Annotated in this window: 23 protein-coding genes; 10 read left to right on the forward strand and 13 right to left on the reverse strand. The window is 53.2% G+C overall.

The features are described 5' to 3' along the window. Window positions 1-230 precede the first annotated feature (230 nt). Together B880_RS0123455 and mntP are read right to left on the reverse strand one after the other, a co-directional pair. Window positions 231-1067 carry a fumarylacetoacetate hydrolase family protein gene (locus B880_RS0123455; protein WP_026042870.1) on the reverse strand — a complete coding sequence of 279 codons (837 nt, stop codon included), beginning with the start codon at window positions 1065-1067 and terminating at the stop codon, window positions 231-233. Between the two features lie 188 nt (window positions 1068-1255). Continuing rightward, window positions 1256-1828 carry a manganese efflux pump MntP gene (gene mntP, locus B880_RS0123460; RefSeq protein WP_017349902.1) on the reverse strand — a complete coding sequence of 191 codons (573 nt, stop codon included), beginning with the start codon at window positions 1826-1828 and terminating at the stop codon, window positions 1256-1258. Window positions 1829-2103: 275 nt separating this feature from the next. Here mntP and B880_RS0123465 point away from each other — a divergent pair, with 275 nt between their 5' ends. Both B880_RS0123465 and mqo read left to right on the forward strand, forming a co-directional pair. Further along, window positions 2104-2346, forward strand: a complete 243-nt coding sequence (locus tag B880_RS0123465; RefSeq protein ID WP_017349903.1) for a DUF1158 domain-containing protein — start codon at window positions 2104-2106, stop codon at window positions 2344-2346. Window positions 2347-2875: 529 nt separating this feature from the next. After that, window positions 2876-4480: a malate dehydrogenase (quinone) gene (mqo, locus tag B880_RS0123470; protein ID WP_017349904.1), complete on the forward strand. Its 1605-nt coding sequence runs from the start codon at window positions 2876-2878 to the stop codon at window positions 4478-4480. Window positions 4481-4532: 52 nt separating this feature from the next. On the opposite strand, the gene B880_RS0123475 is transcribed toward mqo, so the two are convergent. Beyond that, on the reverse strand, window positions 4533-5120 hold the full coding sequence (locus B880_RS0123475) for a LysE family translocator (protein WP_017349905.1): 588 nt from the start codon (window positions 5118-5120) through the stop codon (window positions 4533-4535). 133 nt (window positions 5121-5253) lie between these two features. On the opposite strand from B880_RS0123475, the gene B880_RS0123480 reads away from it, so the two are divergent. After that, window positions 5254-6708, forward strand: coding sequence for an aminotransferase-like domain-containing protein (locus B880_RS0123480; protein WP_026042871.1), 1455 nt, complete (start codon window positions 5254-5256; stop codon window positions 6706-6708). Here the strand turns inward: B880_RS0123480 and B880_RS0123485 are convergent. Next, entirely contained in the window at window positions 6705-7328 is a 624-nt protein-coding gene (locus tag B880_RS0123485; RefSeq protein ID WP_017349907.1) for a glutathione S-transferase family protein, read from the reverse strand. The genes B880_RS0123480 and B880_RS0123485 overlap by 4 nt on opposite strands. 101 nt (window positions 7329-7429) lie before the next feature. Between B880_RS0123485 and B880_RS0123490 the strand changes: the two genes are divergently transcribed. Further along, entirely contained in the window at window positions 7430-8278 is an 849-nt protein-coding gene (locus tag B880_RS0123490) for a PhzF family phenazine biosynthesis protein (RefSeq protein ID WP_017349908.1), read from the forward strand. Between the two features lie 42 nt (window positions 8279-8320). On the opposite strand, the gene B880_RS0123495 is transcribed toward B880_RS0123490, so the two are convergent. After that, window positions 8321-9079, reverse strand: a complete 759-nt coding sequence (locus B880_RS0123495) for an SDR family NAD(P)-dependent oxidoreductase (protein ID WP_017349909.1) — start codon at window positions 9077-9079, stop codon at window positions 8321-8323. A gap of 115 nt (window positions 9080-9194) precedes the next feature. On the opposite strand from B880_RS0123495, the gene B880_RS0123500 reads away from it, so the two are divergent. The 3 genes from B880_RS0123500 (at window position 9195) to B880_RS0123510 (ending at window position 12675) form a co-directional block, all read left to right on the forward strand. Then, complete coding sequence (locus B880_RS0123500) at window positions 9195-10094, forward strand: LysR family transcriptional regulator (protein ID WP_026042872.1); 900 nt, start codon at window positions 9195-9197, stop codon at window positions 10092-10094. 45 nt (window positions 10095-10139) lie between these two features. Continuing rightward, complete coding sequence (gene yhjD / locus B880_RS0123505; RefSeq protein WP_017349911.1) at window positions 10140-11144, forward strand: inner membrane protein YhjD; 1005 nt, start codon at window positions 10140-10142, stop codon at window positions 11142-11144. A gap of 196 nt (window positions 11145-11340) precedes the next feature. Beyond that, window positions 11341-12675, forward strand: coding sequence for an MFS transporter (locus B880_RS0123510; RefSeq protein ID WP_017349912.1), 1335 nt, complete (start codon window positions 11341-11343; stop codon window positions 12673-12675). A gap of 159 nt (window positions 12676-12834) precedes the next feature. Here the strand turns inward: B880_RS0123510 and ilvC are convergent, their stop codons facing one another. After that, entirely contained in the window at window positions 12835-14310 is a 1476-nt protein-coding gene (gene ilvC / locus B880_RS0123515) for a ketol-acid reductoisomerase (RefSeq protein ID WP_017349913.1), read from the reverse strand. A gap of 150 nt (window positions 14311-14460) precedes the next feature. On the opposite strand from ilvC, the gene ilvY reads away from it, so the two are divergent. Next, window positions 14461-15342 (forward strand): HTH-type transcriptional activator IlvY, encoded by an 882-nt coding sequence (ilvY, locus tag B880_RS0123520; RefSeq protein ID WP_017349914.1) that lies wholly within the window; start codon window positions 14461-14463, stop codon window positions 15340-15342. Here the strand turns inward: ilvY and ilvA are convergent, their stop codons facing one another. The 6 genes from ilvA to ilvL form a co-directional block, all read right to left on the reverse strand. Beyond that, window positions 15343-16890: a threonine ammonia-lyase, biosynthetic gene (gene ilvA / locus B880_RS0123525; protein ID WP_017349915.1), complete on the reverse strand. Its 1548-nt coding sequence runs from the start codon at window positions 16888-16890 to the stop codon at window positions 15343-15345. It abuts the gene before it with no gap. A gap of 6 nt (window positions 16891-16896) precedes the next feature. Continuing rightward, on the reverse strand, window positions 16897-18747 hold the full coding sequence (ilvD, locus tag B880_RS0123530; RefSeq protein ID WP_017349916.1) for a dihydroxy-acid dehydratase: 1851 nt from the start codon (window positions 18745-18747) through the stop codon (window positions 16897-16899). A gap of 61 nt (window positions 18748-18808) precedes the next feature. After that, window positions 18809-19738 carry a branched-chain amino acid transaminase gene (locus B880_RS0123535; protein WP_017349917.1) on the reverse strand — a complete coding sequence of 310 codons (930 nt, stop codon included), beginning with the start codon at window positions 19736-19738 and terminating at the stop codon, window positions 18809-18811. Between the two features lie 19 nt (window positions 19739-19757). After that, complete coding sequence (gene ilvM / locus B880_RS0123540; RefSeq protein WP_017349918.1) at window positions 19758-20015, reverse strand: acetolactate synthase 2 small subunit; 258 nt, start codon at window positions 20013-20015, stop codon at window positions 19758-19760. After that, complete coding sequence (gene ilvG / locus B880_RS0123545) at window positions 20012-21658, reverse strand: acetolactate synthase 2 catalytic subunit (protein WP_017349919.1); 1647 nt, start codon at window positions 21656-21658, stop codon at window positions 20012-20014. The genes ilvM and ilvG overlap by 4 nt, the downstream gene beginning before the upstream one ends. A 149-nt stretch (window positions 21659-21807) precedes the next feature. Beyond that, the gene (ilvL, locus tag B880_RS26280; protein ID WP_071524434.1) at window positions 21808-21906 is read right to left on the reverse strand and encodes an ilv operon leader peptide; all 99 of its coding nucleotides are present in this window, start codon (window positions 21904-21906) and stop codon (window positions 21808-21810) included. 317 nt (window positions 21907-22223) lie between these two features. Here ilvL and B880_RS0123550 point away from each other — a divergent pair, with 317 nt between their 5' ends. Beyond that, window positions 22224-23744 (forward strand): YifB family Mg chelatase-like AAA ATPase, encoded by a 1521-nt coding sequence (locus B880_RS0123550; RefSeq protein ID WP_017349920.1) that lies wholly within the window; start codon window positions 22224-22226, stop codon window positions 23742-23744. Between the two features lie 26 nt (window positions 23745-23770). Here B880_RS0123550 and B880_RS0123555 read toward each other — a convergent pair whose 3' ends face one another. Continuing rightward, window positions 23771-24109 (reverse strand): DUF413 domain-containing protein, encoded by a 339-nt coding sequence (locus tag B880_RS0123555; RefSeq protein ID WP_017349921.1) that lies wholly within the window; start codon window positions 24107-24109, stop codon window positions 23771-23773. A gap of 120 nt (window positions 24110-24229) precedes the next feature. Here B880_RS0123555 and hdfR point away from each other — a divergent pair, with 120 nt between their 5' ends. Then, window positions 24230-25057, forward strand: a complete 828-nt coding sequence (hdfR, locus tag B880_RS0123560; protein WP_017349922.1) for an HTH-type transcriptional regulator HdfR — start codon at window positions 24230-24232, stop codon at window positions 25055-25057. The last annotated feature ends 245 nt before the right edge of the window (window positions 25058-25302 follow it).

Raw genomic sequence — 25302 nt, forward strand, 5'->3', positions numbered from 1 at the left:
CCCTTGATGTGCTAAAAAACAACAGCTGAAAATAATAATCAGCACGGGATTTATGTCGACAAAAATATCTCTTTAAGTTATCGCAGATCACAAAAAAAGCGATAGACAAACAACGCTAAATAAATAAAAACCTGACGATGATCCAACTAATTAAATTAACGTGTTTAAGTAAATAGAAAAGCTAATTATATAAAAAACCCTGTAATTCATGGCGAATTACAGGGTTGATTTCAGGCAATGGTATTACGCAAGCGCCCGATTTTTTCAATCTCAACTTCGATCACATCACCCGAGAACATAAACAGTGGCGGGGTACGTTTTTTACCTACGCCACCCGGTGAACCGGTGATGATCACGTCGCCCGGTGAGAGGGGGCTGAACGCTGAGATATACTCAATGATGTTGGCAACTTTGTGCACCATACTGCCGGTCGTGTCGTTCTGCACTTCGCGACCATTCAGGAAGGTTTTAATTGCTAACTGCTGCGGATCGCCAATCGCATCCGCCGTGGTCATCCAGGGACCGAAACCACCGGTTTGCGGCCAGTTTTTCCCGGCTGTAAACCAGGTGAACTGCATGTCACGTACGGTAGCATCCATAAAGCAGCTGTAACCGGCAACCACGTCCAGCGCATCTTCTGCTTTCACTGCGTGTGCGGGTTTACCGATGATGACGGCTAACTCGCCTTCAAAATCGAACTCTTGCGTGACTTCCGGTTTTAACAACTTAGCTTCGTGGCCTGCCAGAGAATCGGCAAAGCGAATGAACAGCGTGGGTGCATCCTGGGTTTCCGCAAACTCTTTGCGCTTATCGGCGTAATTCATGCCGACACAGAACACCTTACCTGGGTTTTCAATCACCGGCAGGAGACGCACTGCGGAAAGGGGGTAATCAGCGGGTTGTTTTGCCAGCTCGGCGAGGTCGCCTAAGCCATTACGTGCAAGCAGGGTTTTCAGGTCGGGACAGTCGCTACCGAAGCGCGCGCCAAGGTCCACAATCCCCTCTTTTACTACGATACCAAAACTCTTCGTTGCCTGGTCTAAATGATAAAAACTGCAAAGCTGCATTACTGCCTCGTTATGGATTTCAAAAATCGCGCGCAGGGTAACAAAACTGGCGCAAAAAATCGGCATCAAAGCATCTTTTTTCGTTTCAAAGCACTTTTTGTTGTTAAGCCACCTGTAGAGGCAGCCTGTCACGGGGATATACAGCAGATTATCGCGCCCCCTTTGTGGGAACGCGATAAAGAGGGGGATTAGGCGAAGATGCCGAGATGTTCAGACAGGATAGTAAAACCAATCGCGATCAATACCACACCGCCCAGCACTTCAGCCCACTTACCCAGTACCGGGCCGATAAAGCGTCCAACCAGCACGCCGGTGGTCGCCATGACGGTGGTGGCCATGCCAATCATCAAAGCCGTAGTGACAATATTCACCTGCAGGAACGCCAGGCCTACGCCGACCGCCAGTGCATCCAGGCTGGTCGCTACGGCTGTCAATGCCAGCACCATGAAGCCGTGGCTCTGCGGCGCTTCACAGGGTTCTCCTGCCGTCTGGCGCATGCCTTCCATAATCATTCTGCCGCCCAGTATCGTCAGCAGAACAAAAGCCACCCAGTGATCCCAGGCCATGATGTAGCGACTCGCCATCAGGCCAATGCCCCAGCCAATCAATGGCGTGAGCATTTCAATCACACCGAAGATCAATCCGGTGCGGAGGGCTTCTTTCAGACCCGGGCGATGTAATGCAGCGCCTTTACCCAGTGCTGCAGCAAAAGCATCCATCGACATGCCGAAGGCCAGAATCAGGGTGGCGATAAAAGTCATATGCATCCAATAGCGTTCACACGCGTCACAGCCTGCGTGATTCGCATATTTTTATGATTAACAAAAAGTGCGCGCAGTCTACCATGTGAAACCGCATAAAAAAAGACAGCAAAATCAGGGGTTTAAATATAGCAAAGGCTATAACTTTTACGCATGGCTAAATTTAGTGGCTAAGTTAGTGCTGTATAAGCATTTTTCAGGCCAGGTTAAACGCGGGATTGAAGCAATCGGAGGATTACCGGACAATACCCGCCTGGTGATTTGGGAAGATAAGTATGAAAAATCCGTTAGAAACCCTCATTATTCCTGGTGGTATTCTGCTACTGGGCTTTCTCTCCGCGCTGCTTTTGCCTGCGCCATCGTTTGGTCTGCAGATGGCAAAGCAGATCCAATCAACTTTGCACCTCCAGGATCTCAACCAGCTCTACACCATTATCTATTGCGTGTGGTTTCTCTTGATGGGCACGGTGGAGTTTTTCGTCATTCGCTTCCTCTGGCGGCGAAGCTCTGCGCGTTGAATGATCGGTTGCCGATGCCATAAGCCAGTCCTTATGGCCCGGCGCTGCATGAGACGAAGATTTTTGCCGCAAAAATGTAACATTATTTTTACACAGAGCCTGAAAAAGCCCCGTTTCTGTGAAAGCGCACGATTTCACCACGCAACAAATAGTTAACATTTTCAGCCAGTTAAACAGACTGCGATTTTTTCTGTTGTCCGCCTCTTCCCTCTGCTATGACGCATTTATGCAACATTTTTACGTCATAACCTCCTGAGTTAGCGCTAAAAATTCCCTTATGACAGAGAGGGCGGGATGATTAATTCTTATGCTGAATCATTTCCGCCTTTAAAAAATAAACAAACGTTTAAATCCAATGCGAGAATGTTATATTCGATAGCTATAGCATAACGTGCAGTTACGTTATCACCCCTTAACAGAACCTGAGTCTTAACCTTTGAGAAATAGCTTCACACGCCCTGCAGAAGCGTGACTATTTCGCCTGCGATTCTGTTGAGTATCAGGTCAACAGGAGAGGAGATCTCGCCTCATGAGCAATACTGCTGTAAATCTGCCGCTGGCAATGAGTGTGGCTGCGGGCCGCGTTCAGGAAAGAAAAGAAGTCGATGTGTTGTTGATCGGCGCAGGCGTAATGAGTGCCACCCTGGGGACCTGGTTACAGGACCTGGAACCCGACTGGACCATTGAAATGGTCGAGCGGTTGGACATCATTGCTGAAGAGTCCTCTAACGGCTGGAATAATGCCGGGACCGGTCACGCCGCACTGGCTGAGCTGAACTATACGCCGCAGAACGCGGATGGCACGATTGATATCAGCAAAGCTGTTGCGATCAACGAGTCTTTCCAGATCTCACGCCAGTTCTGGGCTTACCATGTTCAGAAAGGCAATTTGCATACGCCGCGCAGCTTTATCAACAGTACGCCGCATATGAGCTTCGTCTGGGGTGATGATAACGTTTCGTTCCTACGCAAACGTTTTGATGCGTTGCAAAAAAGCACCCTGTTCCGTGGTATGCACTTCTCGGATGATGCGGACAAAATCCGTGACTGGATCCCGCTGGTGATGAATGGTCGTGAGCCTGGCCAGAAAGTGGCTGCCACCTGGACCGAGATGGGCACCGATGTGAACTTTGGTGAAGTGACACGCCAGCTGATCGCTTCATTAGAGAAAAAAGAGAATTTCCGCCTGCAACTCCGTCAGGAAGTGCGTGATATTACACGCCTGAACGATGGCCGCTGGCAGGTGAAGTTGCACAATCTGACCACCAATAGCTCGCGCACACTGATCGCCCATAAACTGTTTATCGGTGCTGGCGGTGCCGCGCTGCCTCTGCTGCAGAAATCAGGCATTCCTGAAGTGCAGGGTTACGCGGGTTTCCCAGTGGGTGGTTCATTCCTGGTAACGGAAAACCCGGAAGTGGTGCAGCAACATATGGCGAAGGTCTACGGCAAAGCCAGCGTGGGTGCGCCGCCGATGTCAGTCCCACACGTCGATACGCGCGTGCTGGATGGCAAGCAAGTGCTGCTGTTTGGCCCGTTTGCGACCTTCTCAACCAAATTCCTGAAACAAGGCTCACTGCTGGATATGTTCAGCTCGCTGAACGGCGGCAACCTGTTCCCAATGGTGCAGGTCGGTCTGAAGAATTTCGATTTGGTGAAATATCTGGTTGAACAGGTTCTGCAAAACGATAACGACCGCCTGGAAGCCCTGCGCGCGTATGTCCCACAAGCGAAAGCAGAAGACTGGCGTCTGGTGACGGCAGGCCAGCGTGTGCAGATCATCAAGAAAGATGGCAAACAGGGTGGCGTACTGCGCCTCGGAACCGAAGTTGTGACCTCTAATGACGGTTCAATTTCCGCACTGCTGGGCGCTTCGCCGGGTGCCTCAACCGCCGCACCAATTATGTTAGAGCTGCTGCAGAAGATGTGCCCTGAGCAGATGAAGTCACCCGAGTGGCAGACACGTATTCGCGCGGTGATCCCTTCATGGGGTCGTAAGCTGAATGGTGATGTCGCGCTGACGGAGAAAGTGCTGGCGGATACCAGCCGCGTATTGCAGTTGACCTATGCTCCGGTCACGCCAACCGCCGCTAACGATGAAGCACGCGAAACGGCGCACGTTGTGGGAAAGTAAAACCCTGACGGCACCTAATCAGCCCGGCCTGTGCCGGGCTTTTTTATGTCCGTCAGAGCAGGGCAAGCGCATCACTCAGCATCCAACCGGTGGTCGCCACCAATGACAACGCCATGACGCCATTAAACAGCCGCCGTTTTGCTGCACTTTGCAGATGGACTCGCAGGCGGTCGCCCATTACTGCCCATACCAGGATGCAGGGCAGGTTCAGCAACATAAACCCGATCATCACCGTGAGCAGCCCACTGCTGGCGCTGTACAACAGCGCGACATTACTCGCCATTAACCAGGCTTTTGGGTTGATGGCCTGAAAACAAGCGCTACCAAGCAACGTCATCGGACGGGCTTCAGCATTTTCCTGTGGCGCACCCGCACGCCATAACTTCCACGATAACCACAGAAGATAGCTACATCCCGCCAGCGTCAGGGGGAGGCGAATAGAGGACATCCAGTGCAGTAATACCTCCAGCGCCACACCGGCCAACACCGTCTGTACCGCACAGCCCAGCAAAATACCAAACACCATGGGTAGCGTACGACGCAGACCAAAGTTCACGCCGGAAGTCGCCAGCAGCAAATTATTTGGCCCCGGGGTGATCGACATGACGGTGACGTAACTGAAAAATGAGGGATCAAGCATGGTCTGGCTCCTGTTTAGCAACTCAGGCCATGCTAAAGCGCAAAAGACAATGGTAACAGAGACACAATTCTCCTATTGTAATGGTTACAGTTTCTCTGTTTTTAAATTGTACCCATTCAAGTCGGAGGCTATTGTGTCCGTTGCCCTCAGCAGTGACCCGTTATACCAACAGTTGGCCGAGCATTTTGCTACCGCCATCCATCAGGGCACGCTTAAACCCGGTAAACGCCTGCCGGCTATTCGGCGCGTGGCGCAATCGCACCAGGTGAGTGTGAACACCGTGATTAGCGCCTGGCAGATGCTGGAAGATCGTGGGCTGATTGAGTCACGCCCTCAGTCGGGCTACTACGTCCGAGGCGTTCTGCCTGAAGTCACGCGCAACAGTAAACACAAAACGAAAATCAAGGCACCGGCCAGCGAGAAACTGGATCTGATTGAGCAGGTCTTTGCCGCACAAAACCATCCCGACTACACCAATATTTCCCTTGCTTGCCCACAGGATGCCGATCTCTATCCGGCGGCCAAACTGGGGCGTATTTCCGCTGCTCTTCTACGGCGTAATCCTGGCATCATCGGTCGCTACGCGCTTCCGCCGGGTAGTGAGCACTTACGGGAGGAGATTGCACGCCGTGCGCTACATGCCGGAATGCGGCTCAATACCGATGAGATCACCCTCACCCACGGCTGTATGGAGGCCTTACAGCTGGCACTGCGGGCGGTTGCTAAGCCCGGAGACTGTATTGGGCTGGAATCCCCCACGTACTTCTTCTTGTTCCCCCTACTGGCCTCGCTGGGGCTGAAAGCGTTGGAAATCCCTACCGATCCACAAGATGGGCTGGCGCTGGATGCACTGGAACTGCTGCTACGTGAAAATCGTATTCAGGCACTGATTGCGATGCCAAGCGCGCAGAACCCGCTGGGTTGCTGCATGCCACTGGAGAATAAGCGTCGCCTCGCCAAGTTGGTAAGCACTTACAAAGTTCCATTAATCGAAGACGGGTTGTATGACGAATTGCAGTTTGACTGGCCGCTCTCTCCGGCGGTCAAAGCCTTTGATCGTGAGGGTTGGGTCATTTACTGCACCAGTTTTACCAAAACCGTCGCCCCCGATTTTCGTATCGGCTGGACCGCAGCAGGACGTTTTCATCAGGAGATTGCCCGGCTGAAGGCGGTCTCTTCCATGGCAGAGTCCATGCTGCTGTCAGAGACGCTGGCACAGTTCCTTGCCAGTGGCGGCTACGATCACCACCTACGTAAGCTGCGCCGTCGCTATGCGGCAAACCTGGATGAAGCGCGCGGGCTGATTGCGCGTCACTTTCCACAAGGCACCCGCGCTACCCTGCCGCGCGGTGGCTTTGTGTTTTGGGTGGAGCTACCGGGTGATGTCGATACGGTGGCGCTCTTTCAGCGGCTGCTACAAGAGCAAATTTGCCTGACGCCCGGTGCGCTCTATTCGCTGAGCCATCGCTTTGATCATGCATTAAGGCTCTCTTGCTGCTATCCCTTTAATGAGCGCTATGTCTGGGCGATTAAACGCACTGGCGCGCTGGCCTGTGAAATGAGTGGTTTGCCGCCCGGCCAGGATTAAGGTGTACCGTTACGGCCCCAGCGCGTGTAACCCGCGCGATGGGTGAGCAGCTCGTAGTAGCGACGCACCGCCGGATAATCAGGATGGTCGAGCGGCGTTTCAAACCAGCGGTTCACCGCCAGACCAATGGGGATATCCGCCAGCGTGAACTCCTGGCCGGTAATGTAGCGCCCGGATTTGGTTAGCTGCTGGTTAAGAATACCCATGGTGTGCGACCAGCCCTTGCAGGCCGCCGCCAGCAAACGCGGATCCTGATGTGCCGGTGAATTACGCACCAGAGACATAAACGCATAGCGCCATGAGGTATTGAGCTCGGTGGCTTGCCAGTCGATCCACTGATCGACCACTGCCCGCTCCTGCGGTGCCAACGGATAGAGCCAGCTGCCGTAATAGCGATTACAGAGGTAGCGCAGAATGGTGTTCGATTCCCACAGCACAAAGCCGTCGTCTTCAATCACGGGGATCATGGCGTTGGGGTTCAGGGCAAGAAAAGCCGGTGAATGGGTCGAAGCAAAACCTTCACCCCAGTCTTCACGTTCAAAATCCAGCTCCAGTTCGTCACAGAGCCAGAGCACTTTACGCACGTTAATTGAGGAGGCGCGTCCGAGAATTTTTAGCATTGATAGCAAGCTCCTGTTGCCGTTTCCTTGCTTCATTCTTAGCCGCGTTAAACCCCAGATGCAATGGTTGTTGTCCAATAAACCGCTTTAAAGGAGTAACAATGCAAGTCGCGTTTAAACAAGTGGATGTCTTCAGCAGCACGCCGTTCAAAGGTAACCCGCTGGCCGTGATTTTGGATGCACAAAGTCTGGATGATAGCCAACTGGCGGCCATTGCCCGCTGGACCAATTTGTCGGAAACGACCTTTGTACTGCCCGCCAGCGACCCGGCGGCAGACTATTTTGTGCGTATTTTCACGCCTGATGGTGAGTTGCCCTTCGCCGGGCATCCGACGCTTGGCACCGCACATGCCCTGCTCGAAGCCGGTATCACGCCGAAAACGCCGGGTAAGTTAGTGCAGCAGTGCGGGGTTGGTCTGGTGGATATTGCCATCGCGGAGAGTGGTGCTCTCGCCTTTGCCGCGCCACAAGCCGTATTAACCCCGTTCGACGATGCGTTACTCAGCAATGCCCTCAACAGCGATGCGTTTGACACCACCCGCCCGGTCATGGTGGCGGATATGGGCATTCGCTGGTTAGTCGTCCCGCTGGAGAGCGCTGAAGCCGTACGTGCAGTGCGCGCTGATGCCAGCGATCTGGCTCGCCTGATGAAGCACGCCGGGGTGAACGGCGTCATGCCGTTTGGCCCACTGCCAGCCGGTGAGGCAGAGCAGTTTGAAGTCCGTGCCCTGCTGATTGAGAACGGCAGCCTGTGCGAAGATCCGGTAACGGGCAGCGCCAATGCCTGCCTGGCACGCTACTTTGCTGCACTGGGCCAGACGCAAGATTACTTCGCTCGCCAGGGCAGCGTTATCCAGCGCGAAGGACGCATTCAGGTGAACTTCACGCCTGAAGCTATCTGGATTGGTGGACAGACGGTGACGGTGATCAGCGGAACTATCGAGCTATAAACAGAACCGGCATCAGGGCACACCTGATGCCGGTTTATCGCATTACAGTGACTGGCCGCCAGAAGCTTCAATGCGTTGTGCGGTGATCCAGCTGGTTTCATCACTGAGGATAGCGCTGATGGCATCACCGATATCATCCGGTAATCCCACGCGGCCCAGTGCCGTCAGCGAGGCAATCTGCTCGTTCAGCGCTTTAGTATCACGCACGCGTCCACCACCAAAATCCGTTTCAATCGCGCCGGGTGCCAAAATGTTGACGCAAATACCGCGTTCACCCAGCTCTTTTGCCTGATAGCGCGTCAGGACTTCCATCGCACCTTTGATTGATGCATAAGTCCCGGAACCTGGCAGCGTCATGCGGGTTAATCCGCTGGAGATATTAAGGATACGGCCACCCTCGATAATCAGCGGCAGCAGCGTCTGCGTCAGGAAGTACGGCCCCTTGAAATGGACGTTAACCAGCGCATCAAACTCCTCTTCAGTGGTCTCAGCCAGCAGCTTATAGTGACCGTGACCGGCGCTGTTCACTAAATAATCAAAGCTGTCACGCTGCCAGTGATTTTGCAGCGTCGTTTTAACCTGCTGGCCGAACTCCGCAAACTGGCGAATATCGCCCACATCCAGCTGTAGCGCCACTGCACGGGCTCCCAGCGCTTCGATCTCCTTTACCACCGCCTGGGCTTCTTCAGCATGGCTGCGGTAGGTAAACAGAATATCTACGCCCCTGGCGGCCAGTTTTAGCGCCCCATTCTTGCCTAAACCACGGTTTCCGCCGGTAATTAACGCAATTTTATGACTCATGATTCGCCTCAGTTGGAAAATTGAACACCCGATAAGGATATTCAATGCGAATTGATCTATAAACACAGGTAGATGCGCCGCACTGTTTCACTGATAACAACAATCGAGATCAGAGATGGATAAAATTCACGCAATGCAGGTGTTTGTAAGAGTAGCCGAAATGGGCAGTTTTACTCGCGCAGCGGAAAGCCTGGGATTACCCAAAGGCAGCGTATCGCGCCAGCTTCAGGCACTGGAAAATCAGATGGGCACCCGCTTATTGCATCGCACTACTCGCCGGGTACAACTGACACAAGATGGCCTGGTCTACTACGATCGCTGCCTCGACTTGCTGGCGATGCTGGATGATGTAGATAGCTTGTTCCAGCACGATCCGGCGACACTCAGTGGCAAGTTGCGGGTCGATATGTCTGTCGCCATGGCGACCACCACCATTTTGCCGCGCCTGCCTGAGTTTTTGCAGCAGTATCCCGGCATTGAGCTGGAACTGAGTTGCAGTGACCGACAAGTGGATGTGGTGCGCGAAGGGTTTGACTGCGTCATCCGCGTGGGTGAACTGAAGGATTCCGGCCTGATTGCGCGAAAAATTGGCACCCACACCCTGATCAACTGCGCCAGCCCTGGCTATCTTTCTCGCTTCGGGATGCCCACCCGGTTAGAGGATTTGTCACAGCACGCGATGGTGCATTACGCTCAACAGCTGGGGCAGCCCAATGCCGGGTTTGAATATTTTGACGGTAAGCAGTGTCATTACATCCATACTGGCGGCGTGCTGACGGTAAACAGCACCGAAACCTATCGTGCCGCCTGCATCGCCGGGCTGGGCATTATTCAGGTCCCTGCGGTGGGTATTCAGCCGCTGCTGGAGTCAGGCCAACTGGTGGAAGTCCTGCATCATTTCCCGGCCAAACCGATGCAGGTCTCACTGCTGTATCCACATCGCCGCAATGTGGCACGCCGCGTGCGGGTATTTATGGAGTGGTTGGGGCAGGTGCTGCAAGAGTATGTGACCTGAGTGACTATACTGAAGTGTGAACAATTAACAGGAAGATAAGTTGTAATGACGGATAAAGAGAAAACCGAAGAAAAACCGCTGATTGATATTAAAACCGGCCACGCCTCGGTAGATCGTTCAATCCGGCGCGTATCACGCTTTGCCAGTTGGTTCAGGGCGATTCCGGCGGTGGCCCATTTCCTGCGTGCCATCGATCGTTTTAACGATCGCCTTGGCAGCCAGTTTGGTGCGGCCATCACCTACTTCTCCTTTCTTTCGCTGATCCCGATTTTGATGGTCTCTTTTGCCGCCGTGGGATTTGTACTGGCCTCGAACCAGGATCTTTTAACTAATCTGATCAATAAGATCGTCAGTAGCATCAGCGATCCTACGCTGGCAAACACGCTCAAGAATACGGTGAATACGGCCATTCAACAGCGTGCCACCGTGGGATTAACCGGTTTATTGCTGGCGCTCTATTCCGGTATCAACTGGATGGGCAATCTGCGTGAAGCGGTGAGAGCACAGTCGCGTGATGTGTGGGAGCGTAAACCCGACGATCAGGAGAAAATCTGGAAGAAATATGTGCGTGACCTGCTCTCTCTGCTGGGGCTGATGCTGGCCTTAGTGATCACGCTAACGCTGACTTCGGTGGCGGGTGCGGCACAGGCAGCGATTGTTTCTGCATTAGGGCTGGATGGGATTGACTGGCTGCGTCCGGCGCTCACCACCATTGCGCTGACCATCTCCATCCTCGCTAACTATCTGCTGTTTTTGTGGATTTTCTGGATTTTACCGCGCCATAAACCGCGCAAAAAAGCGCTGTTTCGCGGTACGCTGCTGGCGGCTATCGGTTTTGAAGTGATTAAATTCATCATGACGCTGACGCTGCCGAAGCTGGCTTCGTCGCCCTCAGGTGCCGCTTTTGGCTCCGTATTGGGTTTGATGGCCTTTTTCTACTTCTTCGCCCGTCTGACGTTGTTCTGCGCCGCCTGGATAGCCACGGCAAAGTATAAAGACGATCCAGAACTACCGCAGCCCCATCAGGCAGAATATAAATCTAATGGCTAACTTTTATTTCGCCAAATACCAGAGTAATTCGCTGTAAATCCCAGGTGAATCCCGGTCATCCGCCGGGATTCATTCATTAGCAAACATGATCGTCTTTTTCGGCGAAAAAGCCCGATTTAGCATGGTTTTCCGCCATTGAATGGTGCTATGGAGCTGCGTAGTATTCTGTTTCTCTATTTATAAATAAGAAACAATTATGCAAGCTTCCATCACAGAGTCACCCGAGAGAAAACACGACGAAACGCCGGTCAATTCGCGCGGAAAAGTGGTCGTGGCTTCTCTAATTGGCACCGCCATCGAATTTTTTGATTTCTATATTTACGCCACTGCGGCAGTCATCGTCTTCCCGCATATTTTCTTCCCACAGGGAGATGCAACGGTTGCCACGCTACAGTCACTGGCGACCTTTGCGATCGCCTTTGTAGCCCGTCCGATTGGTTCCGCGTTGTTTGGTCACTTTGGGGACCGTGTTGGGCGTAAAGCCACACTGGTCGCCTCGCTGCTAACGATGGGTATTTCTACCGTTGTGATTGGCCTGCTACCGAGTTATGACTCAATCGGCGTTGCCGCTCCGCTGCTGCTGGCGCTGGCTCGCTTTGGTCAGGGCTTAGGCCTGGGCGGCGAATGGGGTGGCGCAGCTTTGCTGGCGACCGAAAATGCCCCTGCGAAGAAACGCGCGCTGTATGGCTCCTTCCCACAGCTCGGCGCACCGATTGGCTTCTTCTTTGCCAACGGCACGTTTTTGCTGCTCTCATGGCTGCTGACAGACACCCAGTTTATGCAATGGGGCTGGCGCGTGCCGTTCGTGCTCTCCGCCGTGCTGGTGATCATTGGCCTGTATGTCCGCGTTTCGCTGCATGAAAGCCCGGTATTTGCCAAAGTGCAGAAAGAGAAAAAGCAGGTAAAAATGCCGATTGGCACGCTGCTGAGCAAGCATTTGACCGCGACGATTCTCGGCACCTTTATCATGCTCGCAACCTATACCCTGTTCTACATCATGACCGTGTATTCCATGAGTTATGGCACCGCACCAGTCCCTCACGGTCTCGGCTTCTCACGTAATAGCTTCCTGTGGATGCTGATGGTGGCGGTGATTGGCTTTGGTGTGATGGTGCCGATTGCGGGCCTGCTGGCTGACCGCTTTGGCCGCCGCAAAACCATGATTGTCATTACGCTGCTGATGATCCTGTTCTCATTCCTGTTCCCGAGCATGTTGGGTTCAGGCTCACAGCCACTGGTGATGATCTTCCTGCTGCTTGGTCTGAGCGTAATGGGCCTGACCTTCGGTCCGATGGGTGCCCTGTTGCCTGAGCTGTTCCCGACCGAAGTGCGTTATACCGGCGCATCATTCTCCTACAATCTGTCGTCTATTCTGGGTGCTTCTGTTGCGCCATATATCGCCAGTTGGTTAACGGCGAATTATGGTTTGCAGGCGGTGGGTTATTATCTGGCGTCGATGGCGGTACTCACGCTGATAGCGCTGATTGCCTGTAAAGAGACACGTCATCAGACGTTGTATGAAGCAGTATAATCGTTGCTGTTTGGTGTGATGAAACCCGGCTTAGGCCGGGTTTTTTATTGGTGGGATTGGTGCGATTTGCGGCCTGAGGGAAATGTTCTGCTATCAGGCATAAAAAAAACCCCGGCAAGCCGGGGTTCTTCTTGTGCTGAAAACTGTGTCGCGTGTGGCTTAGCCAGCAACAGCGATACGTTTCATGTCGGTCATGTAGCCACGCAGCTTACGGCCAACCGCTTCGATTGGGTGCTGACGAACGGCTTCGTTAACGTCACGCAGCTGTGCGTTATCAACCTGAGTACCTTCAACGGCTTTGCCCAGATCGCCTGGCTGCAGCGTGGTCATGAACTCTTTCAGCAGCGGTACTGCCGCGAAGGAGAACAGGTAGTTGCCGTATTCTGCGGTATCAGAGATAACCACGTTCATTTCATACAGACGCTTACGTGCGATGGTGTTCGCGATCAGCGGCAGCTCGTGCAGTGATTCGTAGTAAGCAGACTCTTCAATGATGCCTGCATCGATCATGGTTTCGAAGGCCAGCTCAACGCCCGCTTTCACCATGGCAACCATCACAACGCCTTTGTCGTAGTACTCTTGCTCGTCGATTTTACCTTCGAACTGTGGTGCGTTCTCGAATGCAGTTGCACCGGTCTCTTCACGCCAGGTCAGCAGGTTTTTGTCGTCGTTCGCCCAGTCAGCCATCATACCGGAAGAGAATTCGCCAGAGATGATGTCATCCATGTGTTTCTGGAACAGCGGAGCCATGATGGTTTTCAGCTGCTCAGACAGTGCGTAAGCACGGATTTTCGCCGGATTAGACAGGCGATCCATCATCAGGGTGATACCGCCGAATTTCAGTGATTCGGTGATGGTTTCCCAGCCGAACTGAATCAGTTTTTCGGTGTAAGCTGCGTCATGGCCTTCTGCTACCAGCTTGTCGAAGCACAGCAGAGAACCGGCCTGCAGCATACCGCACAGGATGGTCTGCTCGCCCATCAGGTCAGATTTCACTTCTGCAACGAAGGAAGATTCCAGTACGCCAGCACGGTCGCCACCGGTTGCAGCAGCCCAGGCTTTAGCGATTGCCAGGCCTTCACCTTTTGGATCGTTTTCTGGGTGAACCGCGATCAGGGTTGGAACACCGAAACCACGCTTGTACTCTTCACGCACTTCGGTACCTGGGCACTTCGGTGCTACCATCACAACAGTGATGTCTTTACGGATGGTTTCACCAGATTCAACGATGTTGAAACCGTGTGAGTAGCCCAGCGCTGCGCCGTCTTTCATCAGAGGCTGAACCGCCTGAACCACTGCTGAGTGCTGTTTGTCTGGAGTCAGGTTAACGACCAGATCCGCCTGTGGGATCAGCTCTTCGTAGGTACCTACTTTGAAGCCGTTATCGGTCGCTTTGCGGTAAGAAGCACGCTTTTCAGCGATCGCTTCAGCACGCAGTGCGTAAGCGATGTCCAGACCGGAGTCACGCATGTTCAGACCCTGGTTCAGACCCTGAGCGCCACAGCCAACGATAACGACTTTTTTGCCTTTCAGGAAGCTTGCGCCGTCCGCGAACTCATCGCGAGACATGAAACGACATTTACCCAACTGCGCTAACTGGTTGCGCAGATTCAGAGTGTTGAAATAGTTAGCCATGAGAACTCCGGTTCGCTGTGGTTCGGTTTCGCTACTGCTTATGCCGTAACGTAATGACCTTATCATATGACAGGAAATCTGTTGCTTAAATTGATATATTAACAACGTCACGTTGCAGGTTTTGCAACACCATTTTGAGGCTGGTATTACATGGATTTACGCGATCTGAAGCTGTTTCTTCATCTGGCGGAAAGCTGCCACTTTGGCCGTACCGCGCGAGCTATGCATGTCAGCCCTTCAACTCTCTCGCGCCAGATTCAGCGGCTGGAAGAAGATGTGGGTCATGCGCTGTTCCTGCGTGATAACCGCACCGTAACCCTGACCGAAGCAGGCGAACGGCTGCGCCAGTTTGCTCAACATACGTTGCTACAGTACCAACAGCTGCGCCATGTGATGGACCTGAACGGGCCTTCGCTCAGCGGTGAGTTACGTATTTTCTGTTCGGTTACCGCAGCCTATAGCCATCTTCCCCCGATTCTGGACCGCTTCCGCGCGGAGCATCCGCAGGTGGAAATTAAGCTGACAACCGGTGACGCCGCCGATGCAGTAGAGAAAGTGCAGTCGGGTGAGGCTGATTTATCCATTGCCGGACGCCCCGAAACACTGCCCGCCAGTATCGACTTTACCCCGCTGGGGTTGATCCCGCTGATCATGATTGCGCCAGCCTTGCCATGCCCGGTGCGAGCGCTCGCCACGGACGATCAACCTGACTGGGGACAGATCCCTTTTATCCTGCCGGATCAGGGGCCGGTGCGCCGTCGTGCCGATATCTGGTTCCGCCGTCAGCGCATTGCTAATCCGCAAATTTACGCGACCGTTTCCGGCCATGAAGCGATGGTTTCGATGGTAGCGTTGGGCTGTGGTGTGGCATTGATGCCGGAAGTGGTGCTGGAAAACAGTCCAGAACCGGTGCGCAATCGCGTGTTAATTCTGGAGGATGTGGAGACGCTGGCACCGTTTGAACTGGGCGTTTGCGTACAAAAAAAGCGGCTCGGAGAGCCGCTGATTCATGCGTTCTGGAACCTGCTGTAATTACTGCCCGGCGAGGAAGAAGCGAAACGCCGGGTTGCTCGCTTCATCGTGCCATTCGTAGCCCAATGCCGTGAGATGGGTTTCGAAGTTTGGCTCTTTGTCGTTGGCTTCAAAAGCCGCCAATACGCGACCAAAATCCGTACCGTGGCTGCGATAGTGGAACAACGAGATATTCCAGTGCGCGCCCAGCGTCTGCAAGAACTTCAGTAACGCACCCGGCGCTTCCGGGAACTCAAAGCTAAACAGACGTTCGCGCAGGGGTTTTGACGGACGTCCGCCCACCATGTAGCGCACGTGCAGCTTCGCCATCTCGTCATCCGACAGATCCACCACCTTGTAACCATTCTCATTGAGCTGGCTGATGATCTCACTGCGCTCTTCCACGCCGCGTGTTAAACGCACGCCGACAAAGATGCAGGCATCATCGGCATCCGCATAACGGTAGTTAAACTCGGTGATTGAACGGCCACCCAACGTCTGGCAGAACTTGAGGAAACTCCCCTGCTGCTCAGGAATGGTCACCGCCAGCAGCGCTTCACGCTGCTCGCCCAGCTCACAACGCTCTGAGACATAGCGTAAGCCATGGAAGTTAACGTTCGCGCCCGACAGTACATGCGCCAGTCGCTCGCCTTTGATGTCGTGCTGCTGAATGTATTTCTTCATGCCTGCCAGCGCCAGCGCACCCGAAGGTTCCGCTACTGCACGCACATCTTCAAACAGATCCTTCATCGCTGCGCAAATCGCATCGCTGTCTACGGTGATGATGTCGTCGAGATACTCTTTGCACAGGCGGAACGTTTCGCTACCGATGCGCTTCACCGCAACACCTTCAGCAAACAGACCGACGCGCGCCAGATCCACCGGCTCACCGGCATCCAGCGCCGCTTTCAGGCAGGCTGAATCTTCTGACTCGACGGCAATCACTTTGATTTGCGGCATCAGTTGCTTGATCAGCACCGCCACACCGGCCGCGAGGCCACCACCGCCAACCGGCACGAAGACACGATCGAGATGTGCATCTTGTTGCAGCAGCTCCATTGCCAGCGTGCCCTGACCAGCGATCACCGCCGGATGGTCGAACGGATGGACAAAGGTGTAACCCTGTTGCTCAGCCAGTTCAATCGCTTTGGCTTTCGCTTCATCGAAGTTGGCACCGAACAGATAAGCCTCACCGCCAAATGCGCGCACTGCATCAACCTTGATGTCTGCCGTGGACACCGGCATCACAATCAGTGATTTGATGCCAAGCGTGCTGGCCGAGAGCGCCACGCCCTGCGCGTGGTTACCGGCCGAAGCCGTAATCACGCCGCGCGCTTTTTGCTCTTCGGTCAGCCCGGCAATCATCGCGTATGCGCCACGCAGCTTGAAGCTGTGCACCGGCTGACGATCTTCACGCTTCACCAGAATGGTGTTGCCAAGACGCGATGAAATTTTTTCCATTTTTTGCAGCGGCGTGACCTGCGCAATTTCGTACACAGGCGCACGCAGCACCGCGCGCAAATACTCCGCGCCGTTAGGCGACGCAGAAAGCGGTTGAGACTCAGCCATCAGTTGTTAGCCTCCCAGCTTAGACTTATCGCGCACCGCGCCTTTATCGGCACTGGTCGCGAGTGATGCATAAGCACGCAGAGCGAATGAGACAGCACGTTCACGGTTATGTGGCGTGTACGCTGCATCTCCGCGCGCCAGCTCTTTTTCACGACGGGCATGGATTTCGTTGTCTGGCAGATCCAGGTGAATACGACGGTTCGGGATATCCAGCTCGATCATATCGCCATCCTGAATCAGCGCGATGGTGCCACCGCTCGCCGCTTCTGGAGAGATGTGACCCACTGAAAGACCCGAAGAACCACCAGAGAAACGGCCATCGGTGATCAGCGCACAGGCTTTGCCCAGACCCATGGATTTCAGATAGGTGGTCGGATAGAGCATTTCCTGCATGCCCGGACCGCCTTTTGGCCCTTCGTAGCGGATAACAACGCAATCGCCAGCCACCACTTTTCCACCGAGGATCGCTTCTACCGCATCATCCTGGCTTTCGTAGACTTTTGCCGGGCCTTTGAAGGTCAGCAGCTCAGCATCAACGCTGGCGGTCTTAACGATACAGCCATCTTCAGAGATGTTGCCGTACAGAACGGCTAAACCACCATCCTGTGAGAAGGCGTGTTCGCGGGTACGGATACAGCCATTTTCACGGTCATCATCCAGCGTGTCCCAACGACAATCCTGTGAGAAGGCCTGCGTGGTACGGATACCGGCTGGGCCCGCGCGGAACATTTTCTTCACCGCTTCGTCTTCGGTCAGCATGATGTCGTACTGATCCAGAGTTTCACGCATACTCTGCTGCAACACGTTGCGCGCAGTGGTGTCGATCAGCCCGGCACGATCCAGCTCGCCCAGAATAGCGACAACACCACCGGCACGGTGCACATCTTCCATGTGATACTTCGGCGTACTTGGTGCCACTTTGCACAGGTGCGGCACTTTACGTGACAGGCGGTCGATATCCGACATGTTGAATTCGATTTCGCCTTCCTGTGCTGCTGCCAGCAGGTGCAGAACGGTGTTGGTGGAGCCGCCCATGGCGATATCCAGCGTCATGGCGTTCTCAAACGCGGCTTTGGTGGCGATGTTGCGTGGCAATACACGCTCATCATCCTGCTCGTAATACTTTTTGGTCAGGCTAACAATGCGCTTACCGGCGTTGAGGAACAGCTCTTTACGGTCGGCGTGAGTCGCCAACAGTGAGCCGTTGCCTGGCTGTGCCAGACCCAGCGCTTCGGCCAGACAGTTCATGGAGTTCGCGGTGAACATCCCTGAGCAAGAACCACAGGTTGGGCAGGCAGAACGTTCAATTTTATCGCTGTCTTCATCGCTGACGTTCGGGTTAGCGCCCTGAATCATGGCATCAACCAGATCCAGCTTGATGATTTTATCGGACAGCTTGGTTTTACCGGCTTCCATTGGGCCGCCGGACACAAAGATCACCGGGATATTGAGGCGCAGTGACGCCATCAGCATGCCTGGGGTGATTTTGTCGCAGTTGGAGATACACACCATGGCATCGGCGCAGTGCGCGTTCACCATGTACTCCACGGAATCGGCGATCAGCTCGCGCGAAGGCAGTGAATACAGCATGCCGCCATGACCCATGGCGATACCGTCATCCACGGCGATGGTGTTGAACTCTTTAGCAACGCCACCGGCAGCTTCGATTTGCTCAGCCACCAGCTTGCCCATGTCGCGCAGGTGCACGTGGCCCGGCACGAACTGGGTGAATGAGTTAACTACGGCGATAATCGGCTTACCGAAATCGGCGTCTGTCATCCCTGTGGCGCGCCACAAGGCGCGGGCACCCGCCATATTACGGCCATGGGTGGTGGTGGCGGAACGGTACTTAGGCATGCTCTATTTACTCCAGTCTGAAAAATGACGCGGGTACATGGGCACCCGCGTTACTGTCTTGTTATGGATTAACCTGATCCAACCAGCCGTACTTGTCTTCAGTTTCACCTGTGAACAGGCCGAAGAATGCGCTCTGAATTTTGGTGGTTACTGGACCACGTTTACCTGCACCGACCTGAATACCATCCACGCTACGTACTGGGGTGATTTCTGCCGCAGTACCTGACATGAACACTTCGTCAGCCAGGTAGAGAGATTCGCGTGACAGCGTCTGCTCGCGCACTTCGATACCCAGATCTTTTGCCAGTTTGATGATGGCGTCACGGGTGATGCCTGGCAGTGCTGAAGAGGTGAATGGCGGAGTAAACAGGATGCCATCTTTCACTTCAAACAGGTTTTCGCCCGCACCTTCAGAGATGTAGCCGCTGGTATCCAGAGCAATACCTTCCTGATAGCCCGCACGACGCGCTTCGCTACCCACTAACAGTGAAGAAAGGTAGTTACCACCCGCTTTTGCCGCGGTTGGCAGGGTGTTTGGTGCAACACGGTTCCATGAAGAAACCATCGCATCGATACCATTTTCCAGTGCTTCAGCACCCAGGTAAGCACCCCATGGGAAAGCAGCGATGATCACGTCGGTGGTGTAGCCGTCTGGTGGGTTAACACCCAGACCTACGTCGCCAACAAACGCCAGTGGACGGATGTAAGCGCTTTTCAGGTTGTTATCACGCAGAACTTTACGGGTCGCTTCCATCAGCTCATCTACGCTGTAGGACAGTGGGAAACGATAGATTTTTGCTGAGTCATGCAGGCGCTGCATGTGCTCGCGGTGGCGGAAGACAACAGGACCTTTGTGTGAATCGTAGCAACGTACGCCTTCAAACACAGAAGTACCGTAGTGCAGCGCATGTGACATGACGCTAACCTTGGCTTCTTCCCACTTAACCATCTCCCCGTTGAACCAAATAAACTCAGCTTTCTTGGTGCTCATTGTCTCTTTCCTTATGCGACTAAGCGCGGATTTGTTGTGTTGTCTGTTGCTGGATCTGGACGCAGGCAACATCCATTAATTTGCTTAACTGTGAAGACAGTAAATCGACTGAGCGCTGGCTAGCAACGGTCATTTCGATATTAATATTCTCCGCGTTAGCAGCAGATGCCATATTCATGGTGCAGACCTGAAAACCACGGTGACGAACCACACGCAGGATGCGCTCCAGGATCTCTGGGCGGAAACGCGCTTCGATAGACAATTGATGCTGGATCATGCTGTTTTCTCCATCATATTTGCATTGCTGGCACCCGGCGGTACCAGTGGCCAGACGTTTTCGTGCTCATCAATCGCAACATGGAGGAAGTACGGACCTTCACTGTTCAGCAGAGCATCAATTGCGGCGTCGACCTGATCTTTACGAGTGATACGTTGGCCAGGGATATCAAAAGCGCTGGCCAGCGTCAGAAAATCGGGGTTATCAGTCAAAGTGGTTTCGCTGTAACGCCCATCAAAAAACAGTTCCTGCCACTGACGAACCATGCCAAGGCGCTGGTTATCCAACAGCAGAATTTTTACCGGCAGCTGCTTACGTTTAATCGTACCCAGCTCCTGGATATTCATCATGATTGAGCCATCCCCAGAGACACAAATCACGGTGTCATTAGGGCGTGCAACCTGAGCACCTACCGCAGCAGGTAAACCAAAGCCCATCGTGCCAAGGCCGCTTGAAGTAATAAAATTCTCCGGCGCGGTGAAGGAGAGATGCTGCGCTGCCCACATCTGATGCTGGCCGACATCCGTTGTCACAACGGCACTGTCAGGTTTGCGATCAGAGAGTTGCTTCAGCAACAGCGGCGCATAAATCGCTTCGCCTGGGTGATCGTAACGCCAGCTAAATTCAGCTTTCAGCGCCTGTACCTCAGTACGCCATGCTTCAATCTGCAACGGCTGGCTCAACGCAGGCAGGATCTCATTGAGATCGCCCTGCAACGCGACATTTGCACGGCGCAATTTATGCAGCTCAGCCGGGTCGATATCGATATGAATGACGCTGGCATCTGGCGCGAAGGTATCAAGTTTGCCAGTAACGCGGTCATCGAAACGTGCGCCAACCGCGATCAACAGATCACACTGGTGTACGGCAAGGTTGGCGGCTTTGGTGCCGTGCATCCCCAACATGCCCAGGTAAACCGGACTTTCTGGATCCGCAGTCCCTAATGCTTTGAGGGTTGCCACACATGGCATGCCCGTTTCTGCTGCCAGTGCGCGCAGCGCGGGAACGGCCTGGGCGAGCCCAACACCACCCCCGACATACAGCATCGGCTTCTTCGCTTTAGCCATCATGGCGCGAGCCTCAGCGATATGCTGTTCAGAATGGCTGACCACCTCTTCAACCGGCAGAAGGTGTGGTGCTGGTTCGCCTTTGGCAACCTGAATGTCTTTCGGGATATCAACCAAAACCGGGCCAGGACGACCAGAGCGTGCGATGGCAAAAGCCTCCGCTAACACTGCTGGCAGCTCCTCCAGTGATTCCACGAGGAAGCTGTGTTTGGTACACGCCAGTGACAAACCGAGTACGTCGATCTCCTGGAAGGCGTCGGTACCAATGAAATGTGAGGCTACCTGGCCGGTAATCGCAACCACCGGAACAGAATCCATCATCGCGTCAGCCAAACCCGTAATCAGGTTGGTGGCACCAGGACCAGAAGTGGCAATACAAACCCCGGTTTTGCCCGTTGAACGCGCATAACCGATTGCCGCCATGACAGCACCTTGCTCATGCCGACACAGTAGGTGTTCGACGCCGCCGTCATACAGCGCATCGTACACTGGCATTATCGCGCCTCCTGGGTAACCAAATACGGTATCAACCCCCTGCGCGCGTATTGCCTGAACTACCCACTGTGCACCTGTCATGGTTATTCTCCTTTATCCTGACGGGAACAACAGAATTTTATGCTACTGTTCATTGTTTGCTCCACGATGATTAACTGTTTTTTCGCCTGGTCGAAAAAAAACCCCCGGACCTTTCGGTGCGGGGGTTTCTTGAGTTTGAGGCTTGATTTTTAAGCCTTTCTTTCTCCAAGCGATGCCCCGCACGATGGGATAATAATCACCACCACGCTAATCACGACTAGGCTAATCACTTGTAGAAGGGCTTTCATGTTCGATTCGTTTTTTCGTTGATTCGAAGTAATACCTACAGAGTTATCACAGACGAGGGCATCTTGACAATAATTTTCATACGGTTTTTTTATGACAGATGTGGCATTTGTGATTTATCGCGTTGTAAGTGAAGGATAAATTTAAACTTGATAAATATTCATTACGCACGTCAGGTAACAATATTACGATCGCACGCTAAAAACCGTTGAAAATGCAGCAACAGGCGACTATTTATCAGAAAGTACCGCGCAATATCGACGAAAACCACTGGTTTCAGCAAGGTTGACCGACGACGATAGGGGCATAAGGAGACTTTATGTCACTCTCATGCGTTTTAACCCGTGCTGTACTCGGTATTGAAGCTCCACTGGTCACGATTGAAGTTCATATCAGCAACGGCCTCCCGGCACTCACGCTGGTGGGCTTGCCCGAAACAACGGTAAAAGAGGCGCGTGAGCGAGTACGCAGCGCGATCATCAACAGTGGATTCAACTTCCCAGCCAAGCGTATCACCATCAATCTTGCGCCTGCCGATCTCCCCAAAGAGGGGGGACGCTACGACCTGCCGATTGCGATCGCACTTCTGGCAGCCTCTGAGCAGCTTCCTGAGACGAAACTCGCACAATATGAATTCCTGGGTGAACTGGCACTGAACGGCGCACTCTGTGGCGTACAGGGCGCTATTCCCGCCGCTATGGCTGCCTCATCGGCAGGCAGACAGTTGATTTTGTCCCATCATAATCAACAAGATGTTGGTTTGATTCAGGACAGTGAGAGTTTGGTTGCCAGTCATCTGCTTGAAGTGTGCAATTTTTTACGTAATCAATCGCCCCTTCCCCGGGCACAATCGACCACTGCGGGTTTGACGGATGCGCCACCAGACCTGAGCGATGTTATCGGCCAGGAACAGGGAAAACGCGCGCTGGAGATCACCGCCGCTGGCGGACACAATTTGCTACTCATCGGCCCACCAGGCACCGGTAAAACCATGCTCGCTAGCCGGTTACCGGGATTAATGCCCCCATTGACCGACCAGGAAGCGCTGGAGTGCGCTGCAATCAATAGTCTGGTACATAGCGGGCAATCTCATCAGCAATGGCGACAGCGGCCTTTCCGCGCGCCTCATCACAGTGCTTCATTACCTGCGCTGGCCGGGGGTGGTTCAATGCCTCAACCTGGTGAGATTTCACTGGCCCACAATGGAGTATTGTTTCTTGATGAACTCCCGGAATTTCAACGCCGGGTACTGGATGCACTGCGTGAGCCGCTGGAGTCGGGTGAGATAGCCATTTCTCGTGCCAGAGCCAAAGTGAGCTTTCCCGCTCGCTTTCAACTGGTTGCAGCCATGAACCCTAGCCCAACGGGCCATTACCAGGGGACACATAACCGCTGTTCGCCACAGCAAGTTCTCCGCTATCTCAGTCGGCTTTCCGGCCCTTTCCTCGATCGCTTCGATATCTCTCTGGAGATCCCCCTGCTGCCTGCAGGAATGTTGAGTAAAAATCAGCAGAGCAGTGAAAGCTCAAGCCAGGTTGCCCAGCGCGTCATGCAGGCAAGGGCATGTCAGTTGGCACGAGCAGGAAAGGTGAACGCGCATCTCACACCAGGAGAGATGAAAAAGAGCTGTGAAATTAGCAGTACAGACGCCATATGGCTGGAGGAAGTGTTAACGGCCTTAGGCCTTTCAGTACGCGCATGGCAGCGTATTATTCGCGTTGCAAGAACGATTGCAGATCTGGAGCAGGAATCCTCGATTGGACGCCATCATTTACAGGAAGCCGTTAGCTATCGATCCATTGACCGACTCATGGCCTGGCTGCATAAAAATCTGACATAAAAAAAGGGCCTCAGGCCCTTTTTCCATTAATCATCACTGTCGGTATAGTCTTCCACTGAATCTGCCTGTGGCTTACCACCAGACAGCGTGTGGAAACGCTTAGGACGTTTAACCCGAGCAGTATACTTACTCCAGACACGTTCAGCTTCCGTCTGTGGCTCACGAACGCCACGGCAGACATCAAGGAACTGACGCTCTTCATCCGTTACTGGCTCACGCTTTGCCAGGTCCAGCTCATTAAATGCAAACCCGTGACGCTCCAGAAGCTGGGCTTCTTTAATGGTGAAATCACCATGACGAGAAAACCCACGCGGGTAATGTTTGTTATCAAAGAAACGACTTGTTGTTGCGAAGCTATCCGCCATTCGACACGCTCCTGATTCTGATATGGCCGCGCTATTTATGGCGCGGAGTATTAGATAGGCTTGACAGAGTGTAAAACAAAAGATTTAAATCTTTACGACAAACATTTTTGGGAGAATGCTGTGGATACGGAATTACTGAAAACTTTTCTTGAGGTGAGCCGAACTCGTCATTTCGGGCGTGCCGCTGAGGCTCTGTATCTCACGCAGTCTGCCGTTAGTTTTCGCATTCGTCAGTTAGAAAACCAACTGGGTGTAAATCTCTTCACGCGACATCGTAATAATATTCGCCTGACATCCGCCGGTGAGCGATTATTGCCCTATGCTGAAAGCTTGATGAGCACTTGGCTGATGGCCAAAAAAGAGGTTTCACATACTCAGCAGCATCATGAATTATCGATCGGAGCCAGTGCCTCATTGTGGGAAGTTTATCTCACGCCCTGGTTACAATCACTGTATGAAAATCGCGAAAGTTTGCATCTTGAAGCACGTATTGCCCAACGGCATTTGCTGGTAAAACAGCTACATGAACGGCAACTTGATCTACTGATCACAACAGAAGCCCCCAAGATGGACGAACTTACCAGTCAGCAGATTGGTCATATTTCACTGGCTTTATTCCGTGCACGTAAGACGGAGAAAAAAGAAAAATATGATTATATCAAGCTGGAATGGGGGGCGGATTTTCATCAACATGCAAGCTATCTGGCCAGTGAAGATGTTCCCGTACTGGCAACGACTTCGGCTTTTTTAACCCGCGATATGCTGCTGACTACCGGAGCCTGTGCCTTCCTGCCTGATTTCTGGGATGGATTATACGATGATTTACTGGTGATCCCGGATACCCCTGTCGCTGTTCGCCCGCTGTATGCAGTATGGCTACAGAATAGCGATCAGCAGGCGCATATTCGTCAGCTACTCAAATACCCTATTTTACCGCGCACCAATTAACCTCAGCTCGACCAACTCCTCTCTTCATACATATAAACCGGAAGTCGTTTTACCTCCGGTTTGTTATTCATGTGCCGTTCTTTTGGTATGACGCAGCTTTTTTGTCGTTTTAGACGGCATTACGTTTAAAAAATAAACTTGATGCAGGAATGTAGGAATGCAGGAATGCAGGAATGCAGGAATGCAGGAATGCAGGAATGCAGGAATGCAGGAATGCAGGAATGCAGGAATGCAGGAATGCAGGA

This window comes from Pantoea sp. A4, assembly GCF_000295955.2.
Lineage (GTDB): Bacteria > Pseudomonadota > Gammaproteobacteria > Enterobacterales > Enterobacteriaceae > Pantoea > Pantoea multigeneris.

Coding starts and splice junctions, on each gene's coding strand:
- B880_RS0123455 (WP_026042870.1), bottom strand. CDS start 1,067: ATGCAGCTTTGCAGTTTTTATCATTTAGACCAGGCAACGAAGAGTTTT.
- mntP (WP_017349902.1), bottom strand. CDS start 1,828: ATGACTTTTATCGCCACCCTGATTCTGGCCTTCGGCATGTCGATGGAT.
- B880_RS0123465 (WP_017349903.1), top strand. CDS start 2,104: ATGAAAAATCCGTTAGAAACCCTCATTATTCCTGGTGGTATTCTGCTA.
- mqo (WP_017349904.1), top strand. CDS start 2,876: ATGAGCAATACTGCTGTAAATCTGCCGCTGGCAATGAGTGTGGCTGCG.
- B880_RS0123475 (WP_017349905.1), bottom strand. CDS start 5,120: ATGCTTGATCCCTCATTTTTCAGTTACGTCACCGTCATGTCGATCACC.
- B880_RS0123485 (WP_017349907.1), bottom strand. CDS start 7,328: ATGCTAAAAATTCTCGGACGCGCCTCCTCAATTAACGTGCGTAAAGTG.
- B880_RS0123490 (WP_017349908.1), top strand. CDS start 7,430: ATGCAAGTCGCGTTTAAACAAGTGGATGTCTTCAGCAGCACGCCGTTC.
- B880_RS0123495 (WP_017349909.1), bottom strand. CDS start 9,079: ATGAGTCATAAAATTGCGTTAATTACCGGCGGAAACCGTGGTTTAGGC.
- B880_RS0123500 (WP_026042872.1), top strand. CDS start 9,195: ATGGATAAAATTCACGCAATGCAGGTGTTTGTAAGAGTAGCCGAAATG.
- yhjD (WP_017349911.1), top strand. CDS start 10,140: ATGACGGATAAAGAGAAAACCGAAGAAAAACCGCTGATTGATATTAAA.
- B880_RS0123510 (WP_017349912.1), top strand. CDS start 11,341: ATGCAAGCTTCCATCACAGAGTCACCCGAGAGAAAACACGACGAAACG.
- ilvC (WP_017349913.1), bottom strand. CDS start 14,310: ATGGCTAACTATTTCAACACTCTGAATCTGCGCAACCAGTTAGCGCAG.
- ilvY (WP_017349914.1), top strand. CDS start 14,461: ATGGATTTACGCGATCTGAAGCTGTTTCTTCATCTGGCGGAAAGCTGC.
- ilvA (WP_017349915.1), bottom strand. CDS start 16,890: ATGGCTGAGTCTCAACCGCTTTCTGCGTCGCCTAACGGCGCGGAGTAT.
- ilvD (WP_017349916.1), bottom strand. CDS start 18,747: ATGCCTAAGTACCGTTCCGCCACCACCACCCATGGCCGTAATATGGCG.
- B880_RS0123535 (WP_017349917.1), bottom strand. CDS start 19,738: ATGAGCACCAAGAAAGCTGAGTTTATTTGGTTCAACGGGGAGATGGTT.
- ilvM (WP_017349918.1), bottom strand. CDS start 20,015: ATGATCCAGCATCAATTGTCTATCGAAGCGCGTTTCCGCCCAGAGATC.
- ilvG (WP_017349919.1), bottom strand. CDS start 21,658: ATGACAGGTGCACAGTGGGTAGTTCAGGCAATACGCGCGCAGGGGGTT.
- ilvL (WP_071524434.1), bottom strand. CDS start 21,906: ATGAAAGCCCTTCTACAAGTGATTAGCCTAGTCGTGATTAGCGTGGTG.
- B880_RS0123550 (WP_017349920.1), top strand. CDS start 22,224: ATGTCACTCTCATGCGTTTTAACCCGTGCTGTACTCGGTATTGAAGCT.
- B880_RS0123555 (WP_017349921.1), bottom strand. CDS start 24,109: ATGGCGGATAGCTTCGCAACAACAAGTCGTTTCTTTGATAACAAACAT.